This is a genomic window from Catellatospora paridis (genome assembly GCF_009720365.1).
GTDB classification, from domain to species: Bacteria; Actinomycetota; Actinomycetes; order Mycobacteriales; family Micromonosporaceae; genus Catellatospora; species Catellatospora paridis.
The window spans coordinates 134,664-149,697 of the sequence record NZ_WBZD01000021.1 but is presented as its reverse complement, the minus strand read 5'-3'; the positions used below and the strand labels follow the sequence as shown (position 1 = coordinate 149,697).

General features: G+C 70.3%; 12 protein-coding genes. 6 read left to right on the top strand and 6 right to left on the bottom strand.

What is annotated here, in order from left to right; genetic code table 11:
* Positions 1–22: 22 nt before the first annotated feature.
* From F9C41_RS34660 to F9C41_RS34645, 4 genes are all read right to left on the bottom strand, one after another.
* Positions 23–757, bottom strand: coding sequence for a sugar isomerase domain-containing protein (locus F9C41_RS34660; protein ID WP_155391069.1), 735 nt, complete (start codon positions 755–757; stop codon positions 23–25).
* A gap of 216 nt (positions 758–973) precedes the next feature.
* The gene (locus F9C41_RS34655; RefSeq protein ID WP_155391068.1) at positions 974–1,933 is read right to left on the bottom strand and encodes a MurR/RpiR family transcriptional regulator; all 960 of its coding nucleotides are present in this window, start codon (positions 1,931–1,933) and stop codon (positions 974–976) included.
* 225 nt (positions 1,934–2,158) lie between these two features.
* Entirely contained in the window at positions 2,159–3,559 is a 1,401-nt protein-coding gene (locus tag F9C41_RS34650) for a hypothetical protein (RefSeq protein ID WP_155391067.1), read from the bottom strand.
* Between the two features lie 267 nt (positions 3,560–3,826).
* Positions 3,827–4,030: a hypothetical protein gene (locus tag F9C41_RS34645; RefSeq protein WP_155391066.1), complete on the bottom strand. Its 204-nt coding sequence runs from the start codon at positions 4,028–4,030 to the stop codon at positions 3,827–3,829.
* Between the two features lie 378 nt (positions 4,031–4,408).
* Between F9C41_RS34645 and F9C41_RS34640 the strand changes: the two genes are divergently transcribed.
* The 4 genes from F9C41_RS34640 (at position 4,409) to F9C41_RS34625 (ending at position 10,275) form a co-directional block, all read left to right on the top strand.
* On the top strand, positions 4,409–5,191 hold the full coding sequence (locus F9C41_RS34640; protein ID WP_155391065.1) for an AlkZ-related protein: 783 nt from the start codon (positions 4,409–4,411) through the stop codon (positions 5,189–5,191).
* Positions 5,178–5,912, top strand: coding sequence for a dienelactone hydrolase family protein (locus tag F9C41_RS34635; protein ID WP_155391064.1), 735 nt, complete (start codon positions 5,178–5,180; stop codon positions 5,910–5,912). The genes F9C41_RS34640 and F9C41_RS34635 overlap by 14 nt, the downstream gene beginning before the upstream one ends.
* A 247-nt stretch (positions 5,913–6,159) precedes the next feature.
* Positions 6,160–9,555, top strand: a complete 3,396-nt coding sequence (locus F9C41_RS34630) for a glycosyl hydrolase (protein WP_155391063.1) — start codon at positions 6,160–6,162, stop codon at positions 9,553–9,555.
* 162 nt (positions 9,556–9,717) lie between these two features.
* The gene (locus F9C41_RS34625; protein ID WP_155391062.1) at positions 9,718–10,275 is read left to right on the top strand and encodes a hypothetical protein; all 558 of its coding nucleotides are present in this window, start codon (positions 9,718–9,720) and stop codon (positions 10,273–10,275) included.
* Positions 10,276–10,340: 65 nt separating this feature from the next.
* Here F9C41_RS34625 and F9C41_RS34620 read toward each other — a convergent pair whose 3' ends face one another.
* Both F9C41_RS34620 and F9C41_RS34615 read right to left on the bottom strand, forming a co-directional pair.
* On the bottom strand, positions 10,341–10,709 hold the full coding sequence (locus F9C41_RS34620; protein ID WP_155391061.1) for a nitroreductase/quinone reductase family protein: 369 nt from the start codon (positions 10,707–10,709) through the stop codon (positions 10,341–10,343).
* 34 nt (positions 10,710–10,743) lie between these two features.
* A complete protein-coding gene (locus F9C41_RS34615) occupies positions 10,744–12,063 on the bottom strand; it encodes a glycosyltransferase family 2 protein (protein ID WP_155391060.1) in 1,320 nt (439 codons plus the stop codon).
* 302 nt (positions 12,064–12,365) lie between these two features.
* On the opposite strand from F9C41_RS34615, the gene F9C41_RS34610 reads away from it, so the two are divergent.
* Both F9C41_RS34610 and F9C41_RS34605 read left to right on the top strand, forming a co-directional pair.
* A complete protein-coding gene (locus tag F9C41_RS34610) occupies positions 12,366–13,877 on the top strand; it encodes a methionine--tRNA ligase (protein WP_155391059.1) in 1,512 nt (503 codons plus the stop codon).
* A 194-nt stretch (positions 13,878–14,071) separates the two neighbouring features.
* Entirely contained in the window at positions 14,072–14,944 is an 873-nt protein-coding gene (locus F9C41_RS34605; protein WP_155391058.1) for a DUF72 domain-containing protein, read from the top strand.
* Positions 14,945–15,034 lie beyond the last annotated feature (90 nt).

Here is a 15,034-nt window from a genome sequence, read left to right as displayed (position 1 = left end):
GCACTTCAGGAGGGGTTGATAGTTAGGCGATACGCCGGATGCGCCCGGCGTATCGCGCTTCCAACTGCTGGTTGTGCTCATAGCCGCCCGCGATGTTCGCGGACAGGTAGATGGGCGGGGTCTGCCCCGCCTCGGCCAGGCGCCGGACCACCTCGGTGACCACCATCTGGGCCAGCACGGCCGCGGTCACCGACGACACCGCGCCGGACTGGTTCTCTCCGATCACGTCGCCGTACGGCGCGCCGTTGTCCAGCACCACGTCGGCGATCTCCGACAGGCGCTTGCCCGAGGGGTGGCGCGGCTCGGAACGGGCCGTGTGGTCCAGCGAGGTCACCGCGATCAGGCCGTGCCCGCGCTCCTTGATCAGCAGCGCCAGCTCGACCACAACCCCGTTGATGCCGGAGTTCGAGGCCAGCATGAACACGTCCGCGGGCTGGATCGGAGCCAGCTCGTAGAGCCGGTGCGCCACCTCGGTGCGCCGCTCCAGCAGCTGGTCCTCCAGGACTTCGCGCGGCTCGCCGCCCCACAGCACGATGTCGCGCAGCGCGATGCGGTTGGTCGGCACCAGCCCGCCGGCCCGGCCCGCGATCTCCATCGCGAGGGCCTCGGAGTGGCCGCTGCCGAAGGCCTGCACCACCCCGCCCGCGTTCAGGCTCTCGGTGATCAGGTCCGCGGCCCGCTGCACGTTGCCGGCCTGCTCGGTGCCCACCTTGCCCACCAGCTCGGTGATGGCTTCCAGGTACGTCTGCGCGTTCATCTCGCTCCTTGTCCGTTGTGCTGCCTTACCCGGTCGCCCCACCGGGACCGGTCCGCCACGTGGCCGCCACGACGTTCTCCCCCGGCTGCCCCGGTCCCCGGCGGCCCGGTCCCGGCGTCTGCCCTGCCCTGGCCGAGGGCGCGTGCGCAGGGGCAGCCCGGCCCTGCCCGGCGGCCCGGTCCGCGCGCCACCCGGTGCGGCCGCCGGAGTCGGCCCTCAGTCCGCCGCACTGCGGGGGACGACCGGCCGGGACAGGTCCGCGGCCTCCCGCGCCGCGCGGCGGCGGTGCGAGGTCGGCTCGTCGTGCAACCGGTGCGCCTGCACCGCGCGGGCGGTCACTTCAAACGCCTCCGTGGTACGCGCATACGTGCGCTGCGCCACCGCGACGTAGATCAGGTCGAGGGCGACCAGCTGGCCGTGCAGCGCCGACAGCGCCGCGAGCCGGAACGTCGTCTCGTGCACCGCCGTGGTCAGCACCACGTCCACGGCCTCGGCCAGCGGCGACTTGTCGAACGAGGTCACCGCGACGGTGAGCGCGCCCGCGTCGGCGGCCTCGGCGAGCACCTCGATCACTTCGCGGGTGCGGCCGCTGTGCGACAGCCCGATCGCGACGTCACCGGGGCCGAGCAGGGCCGCGTTGGTCAGCGCCTTGTGCGCGTCCTCCCGGTGCCAGCAGGGCACCCGGATGCGCTCCAGCCGGAACGCCAGCTCGCGAGCGGCGGTGCCGCTGCTGCCGATGCCGAACAGCTCCACCCGGTTGGCCCCGGCGATCGCGTCGGCGACCCGTGCCACCTGGGCGAGGTCGAGCCGGGCCGCGGTCTCCTGGATGGCGCGGGCGTCCGCGCTGGCGATCACGCCGAGCACCCGGTCCATCGGGTCACCGGGTTCGATCTCGCGATCGATGTCGGTCTCCCAGCGCGCCTGCGCCTCGCGCCCACTCTCGGTGGCGATGGCGACCCGCAGCGCGGCGTATCCCTTGAAGCCCAGGACCCGGCAGAACCGGGTCACCGTCGCGGTCGACGTGCCGGCGCGCTCAGCGAGGTCCACGATGGAGGCCTGCGCGGCGAGCACGGGGTCTTCCAGGATCTGCTCCGCCACCCGCTGCAGCGCGTCGGGCAGGTTGGGCAGCTCCATCCGCATCCGGCCGATCACACCCTGCACAACAATTCCCTTCATCGCGGTCCGTTGATGAAGAAAATTACGACCCACAGTCCAAAGTGTCAATGCCGAACAACAAAAATTTTGACGCGATAACCCGTTACACCACAGCAATAATTTTGATCGCCCCTCGCGATCGGACCCGCCCACTCGCGGCAACTCTTGAAGACTGGCGGCCTCAGAATGCCGCTTAGGCCGCAAGTCTTTAAGAGTTGTCGCAGGTGGGACGAGGTGGCGGTCGGGTCAGATGCGGACGAAGCCGATCATGGCGGAGCCGATGCCGGCCTGGAGGACGGCGGCGGAGACGAGGACGGCGGCGGGCCAGAAGCGCTCGGTGCGGGCGCACAGCCAGGCCGCGCCGACCTGCAGATACACCGCCAGGAAGATCCACAGTCGGACCGTCTCGCCGCGGTTGATCCCCCACAGGTCGAGCACCACCAGCACCGCGATCCCGGACAGGGTCAGCACCGCGGCCGGGTGCGCCGACCGGTGGCGCACCGCGTCGACGGCAGCCGCTGCGAGCATCACGCAAGACGCGACCCCGCCGGCCAGCGCCAGGTACCACAGGTTGCGGGTCACCCACATCCCGTACGGCCGCCAGCGGGAGTTGAAGTCGTTGGCGTCGGCCAGCACGTACCCGAAGTTGTCGAACAGGTCGTAGCCGAACAGTCCCCGCATCGCCGCGTAGCAGCCGGCGAACCCGGCCAGCGTGAGCCCGAGCAGGCGCAGCGCGTCCGGCCAGGACATCGTGCGCTGCCGCAGCGCGACGCCGAGCAGCGCCGCGAACACGATGCCCAGCACCAGCGGCAGCGCCTCGAAGAAGACGGTCAGGTAGAGCGCGCCGCCCAGGCCGAGCGCGTACCCGGCCCGGCCGGTCTTCAGGAAGCGCACGTGCAGCCACAGCGCGAGCAGGATCGGCACCGGGGAGACGGCGTTGAGCACCGGGACGAAGTACAGCGCGCCGGGCAGGAACAGCCCCAGGACCAGGGTGTACAGCGCGATCCGGCGGTCGCCGGTCAGGTCGCGCACGATGAGCCACAGCAGCACGGCGGACAGGTTCGCCACGGCCAGCACGGCGACGCCCATCGCGGCCGGGCCGAGGCCGAGCGCGTCGAGCAGGAAGTACAGCATGGTCTTGCCGGGCATGTTGGTGCGCGCGTGCGGCGGCAGCTGCTCGACCAGGCCCATGTAGTCGCCCATGAACTCGCCGAGGCCCCAGCGCTGCGACGGGGAGTGGAACGAGTTGGCGCGGTCGCTGACCACGATGTCACCCAGCGACGGCAGGGCGTACCGGCGCAGCAGCAACTGGAGCGGGATCACCGCGAGGAACCACCCCGCGACCACGGCCCCGTCGAAGCGCCCGGGCAGCCGGCGCGACAGCCACAGCAGCCCGAGCACGGCGGCCGCGACCACCAGGGCGGGCCACACCACGTGCCACTCCCCGGCCGCGCGGTCGTACGGATAGGTCCATCCGGCCAGGCGCGACCCCGTCGGCAACCGCCGCAGCATCATCGCCACGACGGCGAGCACGGTCAGGCCCGCTCCCGCGAGCGCCGCCCAGGCCACCAGGCGCGGCACGCCCGGCCGCGAGTAGACCGGCGAGACGGCGCCCGCATCCCGCTTCTCGACCAGAACCCTGTCCACGTGTCGCCTCTCCTCGCCCGTGCGTGACGTCCGCAGGGGCTAACGAGCCAGCACGCGAACAGGGCCCCGACCGAGGTCGGGGCCCTGTTTCAGCGGGTATGCGGGCCGGTCAGGCGGCGGTGGCGCGGGGCGGCGCGGCAACGCTGCCGGCCCGTCGCGTCCACGTGACAGCGGTGTCGGGGCGGCCGCCGGAATCCGATGGCGGTCTCGGTTCCACGAAGGCTCGCAGGGCGGAGGCGGACAGCACCTCGCAGCGGACGGCCGGGGTCACGCCGGCACCACCTGGCTATCGCTCACGATCGAGAGGATGTCCTCGACCGAGACGTTTGCCCTGTTCGCGACATGTTCGATCGGAACATTGCACGCGATGGCCTCACGGATCGCAGAACGCCACACCTTGTCGGCATCGTCGGCGCGACCGGCAGATGCCTCGTCCACCAGGCACAACGCCAGATCGGAGTTGACGTACACAGTCGATCTCTCCCTCCATGACGCCCAGGGTCTCGGGGCGCCGTGCGGGCGACCCGGCGACCGGGTGCCCTCACCTGAACAAGGCTCCGCCAAACGGGGGCGCGAAACATCCGCCACCACGCGGAAAGCCCGAACAAGTAAAAAAGGATTAACGTCCCGATAACACGCACCGCCCCCAGCGAGATCATCCGAGTTGCCCGGCAAGTGGGCGCATCCCGGCTCATGATTCGCACATGTGCCCGGCAAGTCGGACGATCTTCGCGGTGCGGCCGGACGGGGTCGAACGCGGCGGGCGGGGCGAAACCTCGCGGCCTGCCGCGACGTGACGAAAGGTCGCAGAGCGGCCGGGCGTCGGGGGTGGCGGTTACGCTCCGGCGCATGGTCGATGATCAGGAACTCGCCCTGGCCCGCGCGCGGGGCGACCGCTGGCTGCCCGAGGCCCGGCCGCAGACCGTCGAGGAGGCGGGCCGGTTCGTCGACGACGTCGGCTGCGCGCTGCTGTTCCCGGCCGCGAACGCGCTCGCGCCCTCGCTGTACGAGACCGTCGCCGACGAGGACGCCGTCGCCTGGGCCGACGGCATGGGCGAGGCCGAGTCCACCGTGTGGACCTGGAAGGACGCGCTGCCCGAGGCCGGGCTCGCCTGGTACGGCAAGTTCCTGTTCCGCCGCGCGAGCCTGCTCTCCCCCACCCTGCTGCGCGCGCTCTACACCGGCGACGGCGAGCTCGACGACCACGAGGACCTCGACCTGCCCCGCGAGGCGCACGAGATCGCGCGGGCACTGCTCACCGGGCCGCTGACCTCGCGCGCGCTGCGCGAGCTGATCGGCGACCGGGCCGCCTACGACCGCGCCATGACCGAACTGCAGCGCCGTCTGCTGGTAACGTCCGCTGGCGTGCGCGAGCAGCGCGCCGGCTGGCCGGCTTCCATCGTGGACCTGACCTGCCGCCGTTTCGACGTCGGCGGCGGGCACGACGCCGCCACGGCGACGAGCCGCTACCTGGAGACCGCCGTCGAGGCGACTCCGGCGCAGCTCGCGCGGGCGTACGGCTGGACCGCCGCCGTCGCCCGGTCCCACCTGGACGCCCTCGTCGACGCCGGACAGGCGCGGCGACGGGCTTCCGCTTACCGCAGCCAAGGAGCAACCGATGTGCCACAGTGACGACAGCCAGGCCCCGAAGGCCCCGAACGCGGGCGCGGTGGCCGAGCACGGCCCGCTCGAACTGCACGCCGAGGACGGCAACACCCTCGCCGCGTACCGGGCGGTCCCGCAGACCCCGAACGGCATGAAGATCGTCGTGCTGCCGGACGTGCGCGGCCTGCACCCGTTCTACGTCGGGCTCACCCAGCGCCTGGCCGAGGCGGGCTACGAGGCGATCGCCATCGACTACTTCGGCCGCACCGCCGGGGTGTCCCAGCGCGACGAGAGCTTCCCCTACATGGAGCACATGCCGCAGGTCACGCCCGCGCACGTGTACGCCGACACGGCGGCCGCGATGGCGGTGCTGACCGAATCCGACCCGGACGCGTCGGTGTACACCATCGGGTTCTGCTTCGGCGGCAGCCAGTCGTGGCGGCTGGCCGCCTCCGACCTCGACCTGGCCGGGGTGATCGGCTTCTACGGCCAGCCGGCGCGGGTCGCCGACGTCGTCGACGAGGTGGAGAAGCCGATCCTGATGCTGGTGGCGGGCGCGGACTCGACGCCGGTCAGCGAGTTCGAGAAGTTCGCCGCACAGCTGGAGGAGGCCGGCGTCGGCCCCGAGATGCATGTGTACGAGGGCGCCCCGCACTCGTTCTTCGACCGCTCGTTCGAGCAGTGGCAGGACGCCTGCACCGACGCCTGGAACCGGATCATCTCCTTCACCACCCGGCACCGCCACTGACCGACGAGCCATTGACAACGGCTCTGTGAGAGCGCTCTCACAGGGCCGTTGTCACGTTATGCCGTCCCGCCTTCGTCACGCTGTGTCCACGTCCCGGGATTTACTCAGATGCCATGGCCCCGAAACATTGACGTATCGAGTGGTTGCCCGATAGTTTGCGCTCAGAGAGCGCTCTCACAGCTCTCACCGGCACACCGCTCCTCCGTTCTCCCTCGCCATGCCAGCCCCAGCCCCGGAGGCCAAGCACATGGAACCGTCCATCCGGTCCGTGACCCCCGACGGCGAACCGCGCCGCGCGGGTCGCCGACGTCAGTCCTGGGCGCGCCACCGCGCCCTCGTCCTCGGCTCGGTCGCCGTCCTGGCCGCAGCCCTGTTCGGCATCGCCGTCGCGCAGACCGCCCAGGCGGGCACCGTCGGCGCCGGCAGCTACCTCGACAGCCTGCCCGCGGGCCGCTCGGTGCCCGCCGGCTGCGGATCGCTGTCGACCAACCCGCGTCAGTACGTCACCGCCAACGCCCCCGCCGGCGGCGTGCCCACCAACGACTGGTGGTCGTCGCTGCTGTTCAAGAAGTTCGACTGCAGCTACAGCGAGCCGCTGCACGCCCACCCGATCTCCTACGACACGCTCGCGGGCGGGCTCGGGTTCTCCTACAACACCACCCCCGCGATCAGCGGCAGCGCGACCGGGGTCGGCGAGTTCCACTACCCCTACGTGCAGGACATGCTCGTCGGCGTGGCCGGCCTGAACTCCCCCGACAGCAAGGTCGACGGGTGGAGCGACTGGACCGTCACGCCGTACTGGAGTGACGGCGCGCGGACCATGAAGGCCACCATCGGCCACGGCCTGCCGTTCGCGTACTTCCAGGTGACCGGCGGCAACGCGCAGATCACCACGGCGGGCACGCCGACCGTGTGGTCCAACAGCGGCGGCCAGATCGGCTTCAACGTCAACGGGCGCGACTACGTCGCGTACGCCCCGACCGGCTCCACCTGGACGGTCAGCGGCACGTCGATCAGCTCGACCCTCAACGGCCAGGGCTTCTTCTCGGTCGCGGTGCTGCCCGCCGGCGCCGACCGGGTCGCGCTCGCCAACACCTACGGCCAGTACGCGCACGCGCACGTCACCGGCACCCGGGTGTCGTACAGCTACAACCAGGCCGCCAGCACGCTGAACACCACGTACACGTACCTGACCACGGCGCGGCAGGGCTCGCAGACGGCCACCGTCGCGGCGCTGTACCCGCACCAGTGGAACAGCCTGACCGGCGCGACGCCGCTGGCGAACACGTACACCAGCGCGCGCGGCCAGATGAAGATCCTCACCGGCATCGGCTCGTTCACGACCTCGATGAAGTACACCGGCGTGCTGCCCGAGATCCCGGCGGTCGCGGACAGCTCCGGCGGCGACCTCACCACGATCACCAACTTCCTCAACGCGGTGGCGGGCAACCCGGCCGACTTCCGCGGCGACGACACCTACTGGACGGGCAAGGGCCTGGGCCGCGCCGCGCGCATCGCCGAGATCGCCGACCAGCTCAACCTGACCTCGATCCGCGACACCGCGCTGAGCACCATCCGCACCCGGCTCAACGACTGGTTCACCGCGTCGGCGGGCAAGACCAGCCGGGTCTTCTACTACAACAGCGCCTGGGGCACCCTGCTCGGCTACCCGGCCTCCTACGGGTCCGACCTGGAACTCAACGACCACCACTTCCACTACGGCTACTTCGTGGCCGCCGCGGCGACGCTGGCCAAGTTCGACAAGACCTGGGCCACCAACAGCCAGTACGGCGGCATGGTGGACCTGCTGATCCGCGACGCCAACAACTACGACCGCACCGACACCCGCTTCCCGTACCTGCGTGACTTCGACATCTTCGCCGGTCACGACTGGGCGGCCGGGCACGGCGCGTTCGGCGCGGGCAACAACCAGGAGTCCTCGTCCGAGGGCATGAACTTCGCCAACGCCCTGATCCAGTGGGGCCAGGCGACCGGCAACGCCGCGGTGCGCGACGCCGGCATCTTCATCTACACCACGCAGTCCGCGGCCATCGCCGAGTACTGGTTCGACGTGCGCAACCAGAACTTCCCGGCCGCCTTCGGGCACAACACGGTCGGCATGGTCTGGGGCGACGGCGGCGCGTACGCGACGTGGTTCTCCGGCGAGCCGGAGATGATCCAGGGCATCAACATGCTGCCCATCACCGGCGGCCACTTCTACCTCGGCGACAACCCCGCCTACGTGACGACCAACTACAACGAGCTGGTCACCAACAACGGCGGCCCGCCCACGGTCTGGCAGGACATCCTCTGGGAGTTCCAGGCCCTGGGCAACGGCACCGCGGCGCTGAACAACTTCAACGCCAACAGCGGGTTCACCTCCGAGGAGGGCGAGTCCAAGGCGCACACCTACCACTGGATCCGCAACCTGGCCGCGCTGGGCAACGTGGACACCTCGATCACCGCCAACCACCCGCTGGCCAAGGTGTTCAACAAGGCGGGCGCGCGCACCTACGTCGCGTCCAACATCAGCAACGCGGCGATCACGGTGACCTTCTCCAACGGCACCACGCTGAGCGTGCCGGCCTGCAAGACGGTCACCTCCGGCGCCTTCACCTGGACCGGCGGCAACGCCTGCGGCGGCGGCAACCCGACGCCGTCCAACCCGCCCTCGAACCCGCCGTCCAACCCGCCCTCGTCGCCGCCCGCGTCGCCGTCTCCTCCGGCCTCGCCGTCGCCGTCCACCTCACCGAACCCGCCCGGCAGCTTCGCCGCCACCCGCTACCTGCAATCCGGCGGCGGCCTGCCCGGCACCCAGAGCGCGGCCGGCTCGGTCACCGTGGCCGCGGCCAACGGCAACTGGGACGGCAACCCGCACAGCGCCCAGGTGTTCAACGCGACCGGCCTGAACGCCACGCACAACGGCGGCGCGACGAACTTCGACATGTTCCTCGACGCGGGCACCGGTGTCGGCAACGCCACCCAGGTCCGGGTGTCGTACGACTTCACCGGCAACGGCAGCTTCGACCGGGTGGAGACGTACAACTACTTCCCCACCGACCCGGTCGCCGGATACGAGCACTACACCCAGGCGTTCGGCGTGAAGACCACCACCGGATCGTTCGCCAACCTGGCCAACGGCTCGGTGCGGGTCGAGGTCTGGAGTGCCATCGGCAGCGGGCCGAGCACCCTGGGCATCGGCAACCAGTCCCGGCTCGTGCTGCCCTACACCGGCACCACGAGCCAGCCCTCGGTCAACGTGGCTCTGAACAAGCCGACCCTGGTGTCCAGCACCGAGGCGGCGGGTTACCCCGGTTCGGCGGCGGTGGACGGCAACGCCACCACCACCCGCTGGGCCAGCGCCTTCTCGGACCCGCAGTGGATCCGGGTCGACCTGGGCCAGACCTACTCCATCAGCCGGGTGCGGCTGGTCTGGGAGGCGGCCTACGGGTCGGCGTACCAGATCCAGACCTCGCCCGACGGCAACACCTGGACCACCATCCGGTCCGTCACCGGCGGTGACGGCGGCGTCGACGACCTCACCGGCCTGACCGGCTCGGGCCGCTACGTCCGCGTCAATGGCACCACCCGCGCCACCGCCTGGGGCTACTCCCTCTTCGAATTCGAGGTATACGCCCCCTAATTGATACAAGGAAGGGCACCTTCACATCGCTATGCGTTGTAGAAGGTGCCCTTCTTAATGCCTGTCGTAGCGCGAGCTGGGCCGGCGATGACGCGACGCTGACGTCACCGTGACGCCCCCGCTGGAACCTGTTGTCACCGCTCCATCGACACAGGAGGAATCATGCGACAGCTCCACCGGGCCATCACGACGATCGCAGCGCTGGCCCTCATCGGCATCGCGGCCCCCACCTCACCGGCCGCCGCGGCGGAACCCGACACGCACTGCGTCGCCCGCGCCAACGTCGACAACCCGCAGGCGGTCTGCTTCGACACCTTCGCCAAGGCGCTGCAGTTCGCCAGCGGCGGCGTGCTCTACGACCTGCCCAAGGGCAGCAGCGTCTCGGCCAGGGTCGACGCGCTGAACGCCGGGTTCGGCGTCAACGTCGTCAACACGGTGATCAGCATCGAGTACACCGGCAGCAGCTACACCGGCTCGGACCTGATCTGGACCGGCACCTCCGGCAACTGCAGCACACCGACCGGCAACGTCGACTACTACGCCACGGGCATGCCGGCGGGCTGGAACAACGTCATCACGTCGTTCAAGACCTACGCCAACTGCTGGGTCAAGCACTACGAGTCCCCCGGCTTCGGCGGCGCGGTGATCGGCTACGGCCCGACCGACTCCTACATCGGCGCGGTGATGGACAACCAGACCAGCTCGCAGCGCTGGAGCTGACCGACGACGCCCACCGGGACGGGCGCTCCTGCCGACACACGGCCGGAGCGCCCGTCCGCTCGCTGTCAGTGCGACGGGTGGACGGCCACGACCAGCGCGGTGCCCGCCCAGTCGGAGAGCTCCTCGCCCTCCTGCCAGCCCTGGTAGCGGGCGGCGAGCAAACGGCGGGCCTCCGCCTCGGCGTACGGGTCACCGGTCACGGGGCGGGCCTCGGCGGGAACCGCGCCGTCGGGGGTCAGCTCGCGTGGCCCGCCGACCCGCCATAAGACCTGCGGGTCGGCGAGGATGTTGCGCACCCAGTCGGCCCGCTCGCGGTCGCCGGACATCAGATAGATCACCCCGCCGCGGGCCACATACCAGATCTCGACGGTGTGCCACTGGCCGGTGTTGCGACCGACGGTGCTCAGATAGCCGTATTCGCTGCTCTCAGTCATTCATACGATCTTGCTAGTTGAAGCGAGGTTGAGGTCAAGAAGCTGTGACGCGGAACAACGTCACTTCTCCGAAGTGGTCGGTGCGCGCCTGCGGATAGCGGCGTCGCAGCAGCGAACCGAAGAAATCCGGGCTGGTCAGCGCGGGCACGTCCGCCGTGAACGCCTTCTCCGCCGGGCCGCCGGTGTAGACCAGCACGACCTCGTGCGCCTGCCGCAGCCCCAGCCGCAGGAAGCGCGACAGCTCGCGCTGCTCCAGGAAACGCCACACGTCCACGCTCACCACCGTGTCGAACGTGCCGTCCGGGTACGGCGACCACACGCCCAGCAGGTGCAGGTTGCGCTCGGACAGCGGCCGCCCGTGGTCGTAGGTGACCGACCCCTCCCCGAGCGCCACCTCGTCGGTGCCGAACGCCTGGCACAGCACCGCGCCGCCCAGCTCCGCGCCCAGCAGCTGCGACACCTCGGGCAGCCGGCCGAGCCCCAGCTCGGCGCAGACTGCCAGCATCCGGCGGTAGTGCCGGATCTTCCGGGTGACGTCGGTGGGCGCGGGCATGTCGACCAGCTCAGCGGCCAGGCTGCGGTGCTTGTGCCGGAACAGCTCCAGGTTGGCCTGGTAGTCGCCCGCCAGGTTGGTCAGGTCGCGCACCGCGGGCACGTGGAAGCCCGCGGCCAGCCCGTCGTAGCCGAACGCGTCGTCGCCGAGCACCTGGTGAATGCGATACGCCAGGTCGGTGTCCTCGAATCCCCAGCGGGCACCGTACTCCTCGTCGAACATGCCCGCGTCGAACACGGTCTGCCGAGGCATGGACACGTTGTTGGTCAGCGCGAACACCCACGGCGCCCCGGCCAGCCACTCCTGCGGCGAACTGTCGCGGCCCGGCACCCGGAACCGGAAGTCCTCGTGCACCGGGCGCACCAGATCGACGGTGAGCGGCTCGCCCGCCTGCGCCGCCGCCAGCACCGCCCAGTCGCCCTCGTAGCGCTTGCCGATCAGCACCGCGGGCCCGTCGCGCCCGTCGTGGAACGCCAGGTGCCGGGCCAGCAGGTGCGGCTCGGTCAGCACGTCGCTGTCGAGGAAGCAGACCAGCTCACCGGCGGCCAGGCGCACCGCCTGGTTACGCGCCGCGGCCCGCCCCAGGTTCGCGGGCAGGCTGTCGAACCGGAACCGGAAGGGGTACGCCGCACCGGCGAGTTCCGCATACGGCACCGGATCGGAGCCGTCGTTGACCACGACGACCTCGAACAGGCCCGGGTCCAGGCTCTGCCGGCACAGCGTGGACAGGGTCAGCGCCAGCGTGTGCGCATCGCCGAACGTCGGAATGAGCACACTCAACCGCGGTGCACCGCCGGACATGTCACTCCTTCAGCGGCGGGGCCGCGCTCTCACGGGGCTTACCGTCCGATCCTGCTGCTTTCGAGAGAGCGCTTCAACAACTACCCAGCCAGTGGAACATGTCGATCGTTCAACTTCTGCCCGGAAACCTCGTCGCAGGCACGGCCGCCCGGTGCTACCTTGGCGGCGTGATCTTCTCGTCGTGTCCGGTGATGATGCCCCGCTACCGGGGCTGCTGACACGCGCGTTCACGACCGCGAGGCCCGAGTCCGGGGCCTCGGCACGGGTCGACGCTCCGGCTTTCCTGAAGCCAGGAGGAACCCATGACCCGCATCTACCTCACCACCACCATCCCGTACGTCAACGCCGCCCCGCACCTCGGCTTCGCCCTGGAGGCGGTGCAGGCCGACGTGCTCGCCCGCCACCATCACGGCCTCGGCCACGAGGTCAGGCTGCTCACCGGCACCGACGACAACTCGCTGAAGAACGTGCTCGCCGCCGAGCAGGCGGGCGTGCCGGTGCAGGATTTCGTCGACGCCAACGCCGCCCGGTTCGCGGGGCTGCGCGAGCCGCTGGCGCTGTCGTACGACGACTTCATCCGGACCAGCCGCGACCCGCGCCACTCCCCCGGCGTCGAACGGTTCTGGCGCGCGTGCGCGCACGACCTCTACACCGACACCTACACCGGCCTGTACTGCGTGGGCTGCGAGCACTACCTGACCCCCGACGAGCTCGACGGCGCCGGGCACTGCCCCGAGCACGGGGTGCCGCCGCAGCGCATCGAGGAGCAGAACTGGTTCTTCCGGCTGTCGAAATACGCGCAGCCGCTGCGGGCGGCGATCACGAGTGGGCGGCTGCGCATCGAGCCGGAGTCGCGGCGCAACGAGGTGCTCGCGTTCATCGACGCCGGCCTGCGCGACTTCTCCGTGTCACGGTCGCAGCAGCGGGCGCGCGGATGGGGCATCACCGTGCCCGACGACCCCGACCAGGTGATCTACGTGTGGTGGGACGCGCTGGGCAACTACCTGACCAGCCTCGACTACGGCACCGACGGGCAGGCGTACCGCACCTGGTGGGAGGGTGCGGACCGGCGGGTGCACGTGATCGGCAAGGGCGTGCTGCGCTTCCACGCCGTGTACTGGCCGGCGATGCTGCTGTCCGCCGGGCTGCCGCTGCCCACCGACATCCTGGTCCACGACTACCTCACCGCCGACGGCCGCAAGATCAGCAAGTCGTCCGGGGCGACCGTCGACCCGGTGGCGCTGGTCGACGCGTACGGCACCGACGCGGTGCGGTGCTGGCTGTTGCGCGAGGTGCCCCGGGTCGGCGACGCCGACTTCACCGTCGACCGGCTGGTCGCCCGCGCCAACGAGGACCTCGCCGGCGGCGCGGGAAACCTGGTCAACCGGATCGTCACCATGGCGCACCGGTTCCGGACCGGCCGCGTGGACCTCTCCGTGCCCGCCGCGGCGGACGCCAAAGACCTGGTCGCCGCCTGCGCGGATGCACCCGGGCTGATCGCGGCGGCGCTGGACGACTTCGACTTCCGGCGCGCCGCGGCAGCGGTGTGGGCGGTGGTCGAGGAGGCCAACCGGCACATCGACCGGGTGCGCCCGTGGGAGCTGGCCAAGGCCGAACGTGGCGGCGACGCCGAGGCCGGGGCGCGGCTCGACGCGGCGCTGGCCGTGCTCCTCGGCGCGTGCCTGGCGCTCGGCGACCTGCTCGCCCCGTTCCTACCCGGCGCATCCTCCCTGATCATCGCCCAGTGCACCCCCGACGCCTCCGGCGCACTCCCACCCGTGACCCCCCTCTTCCCCCGCCTCGAACCCCACTGACGGACACCCACGCCCGCGCCGCGCCCCCGCCCCGTTTTCCATAGACGCTGGCCTATCCAGATGAATAATTCGCGATCGAAGTCATCTGGATAGGCCAATGTCGATGACAAACGGGAGGCGGGGCTGGGCGTGGGGGAGCGGGTTTCGGGGTAAACGGCTCTTATCGGCCGGAGCAGGGCTGGGGTGATGGGCGCATGGGTGAGATCCGGGTCGGCACGGCCTCGTGGACGGACAGCACGCTGCTGGCGTCGGGGTGGTATCCCGAGACGGCGAAGTCGCCGGAGGACCGGCTGCGCTACTACGCGCGCCAGTTCCCGCTGGTCGAGGTCGACGCGACGTATTACGCGTCACCAGCCGAGAGCACCGTCGCGCTGTGGGCGACACGCACCCCGAAGGACTTCGTCTTCAACATCAAGGCGTTCAGCATGCTCACCGGCCATCCGACCAAGGTGAGCGCACTGCCCAAGGACCTGCGCCCGGAGACCGACAAGCCCAACGTCTACCCGGACGGGTTGAAGCCGCAGGCCTACGAGGAGGTGTGGACCCGGTTCCTGGCCGCGCTGGATCCGCTGGTCGAGGCCGGCAAGCTCGGCATGATCCTGTTCCAGTTCCCGCCGTGGTTCACCATCCGCCGCGACAACAAGCAGTACCTGCTGGAGGTCGCCAAGCGCTGCACGCCACTGCGGGTCGGCATCGAACTGCGCCACGAGTCGTGGTTCTCCGGCGACAACGCCGCCGAGACGTTGGAGTTCCTGCGCAAGCACAAGCTGCCGTACGTCTGCGTGGACATGCCGCAGGGGTACAAGAACTCCGTGCCGCCCGTGGTCGCCGCCACGGCCGACCTGGCCGCGGTGCGCTTCCACGGCCACAGCGACAAGTGGACCAGCAAGGACATCCACGAGAAGTTCGGCTACCTATACTCACCTCGCGAGTTGAAGGACTGGGCGCCGAAGCTGCGCGAGCTGGCCGGCGAGGCGGAGCAGACGCACGTGCTGATGAACAACTGCTACTCCGACTACGCCCAGCGCAACGCCGCCCAGCTCATCGACCTGCTCGGCGCGAAGTGACCCGAAGGCGCCGTGCAAGGAGTTGACGACCTCCGGTTAAGAACACAATGTGTACGGTGTAAAATCTTTAGATCTATGATAGACAATGTC

Excerpts from the sequence above, each read along its gene's own strand:
- F9C41_RS34660 (WP_155391069.1), bottom strand. The coding sequence starts at position 757 with ATGAACGCGCAGACGTACCTGGAAGCCATCACCGAGCTGGTGGGCAAG.
- F9C41_RS34655 (WP_155391068.1), bottom strand. The coding sequence starts at position 1,933 with ATGAAGGGAATTGTTGTGCAGGGTGTGATCGGCCGGATGCGGATGGAG.
- F9C41_RS34640 (WP_155391065.1), top strand. The coding sequence starts at position 4,409 with ATGGTCGATGATCAGGAACTCGCCCTGGCCCGCGCGCGGGGCGACCGC.
- F9C41_RS34635 (WP_155391064.1), top strand. The coding sequence starts at position 5,178 with ATGTGCCACAGTGACGACAGCCAGGCCCCGAAGGCCCCGAACGCGGGC.
- F9C41_RS34630 (WP_155391063.1), top strand. The coding sequence starts at position 6,160 with ATGGAACCGTCCATCCGGTCCGTGACCCCCGACGGCGAACCGCGCCGC.
- F9C41_RS34625 (WP_155391062.1), top strand. The coding sequence starts at position 9,718 with ATGCGACAGCTCCACCGGGCCATCACGACGATCGCAGCGCTGGCCCTC.
- F9C41_RS34620 (WP_155391061.1), bottom strand. The coding sequence starts at position 10,709 with ATGACTGAGAGCAGCGAATACGGCTATCTGAGCACCGTCGGTCGCAAC.
- F9C41_RS34615 (WP_155391060.1), bottom strand. The coding sequence starts at position 12,063 with ATGTCCGGCGGTGCACCGCGGTTGAGTGTGCTCATTCCGACGTTCGGC.
- F9C41_RS34610 (WP_155391059.1), top strand. The coding sequence starts at position 12,366 with ATGACCCGCATCTACCTCACCACCACCATCCCGTACGTCAACGCCGCC.
- F9C41_RS34605 (WP_155391058.1), top strand. The coding sequence starts at position 14,072 with ATGGGTGAGATCCGGGTCGGCACGGCCTCGTGGACGGACAGCACGCTG.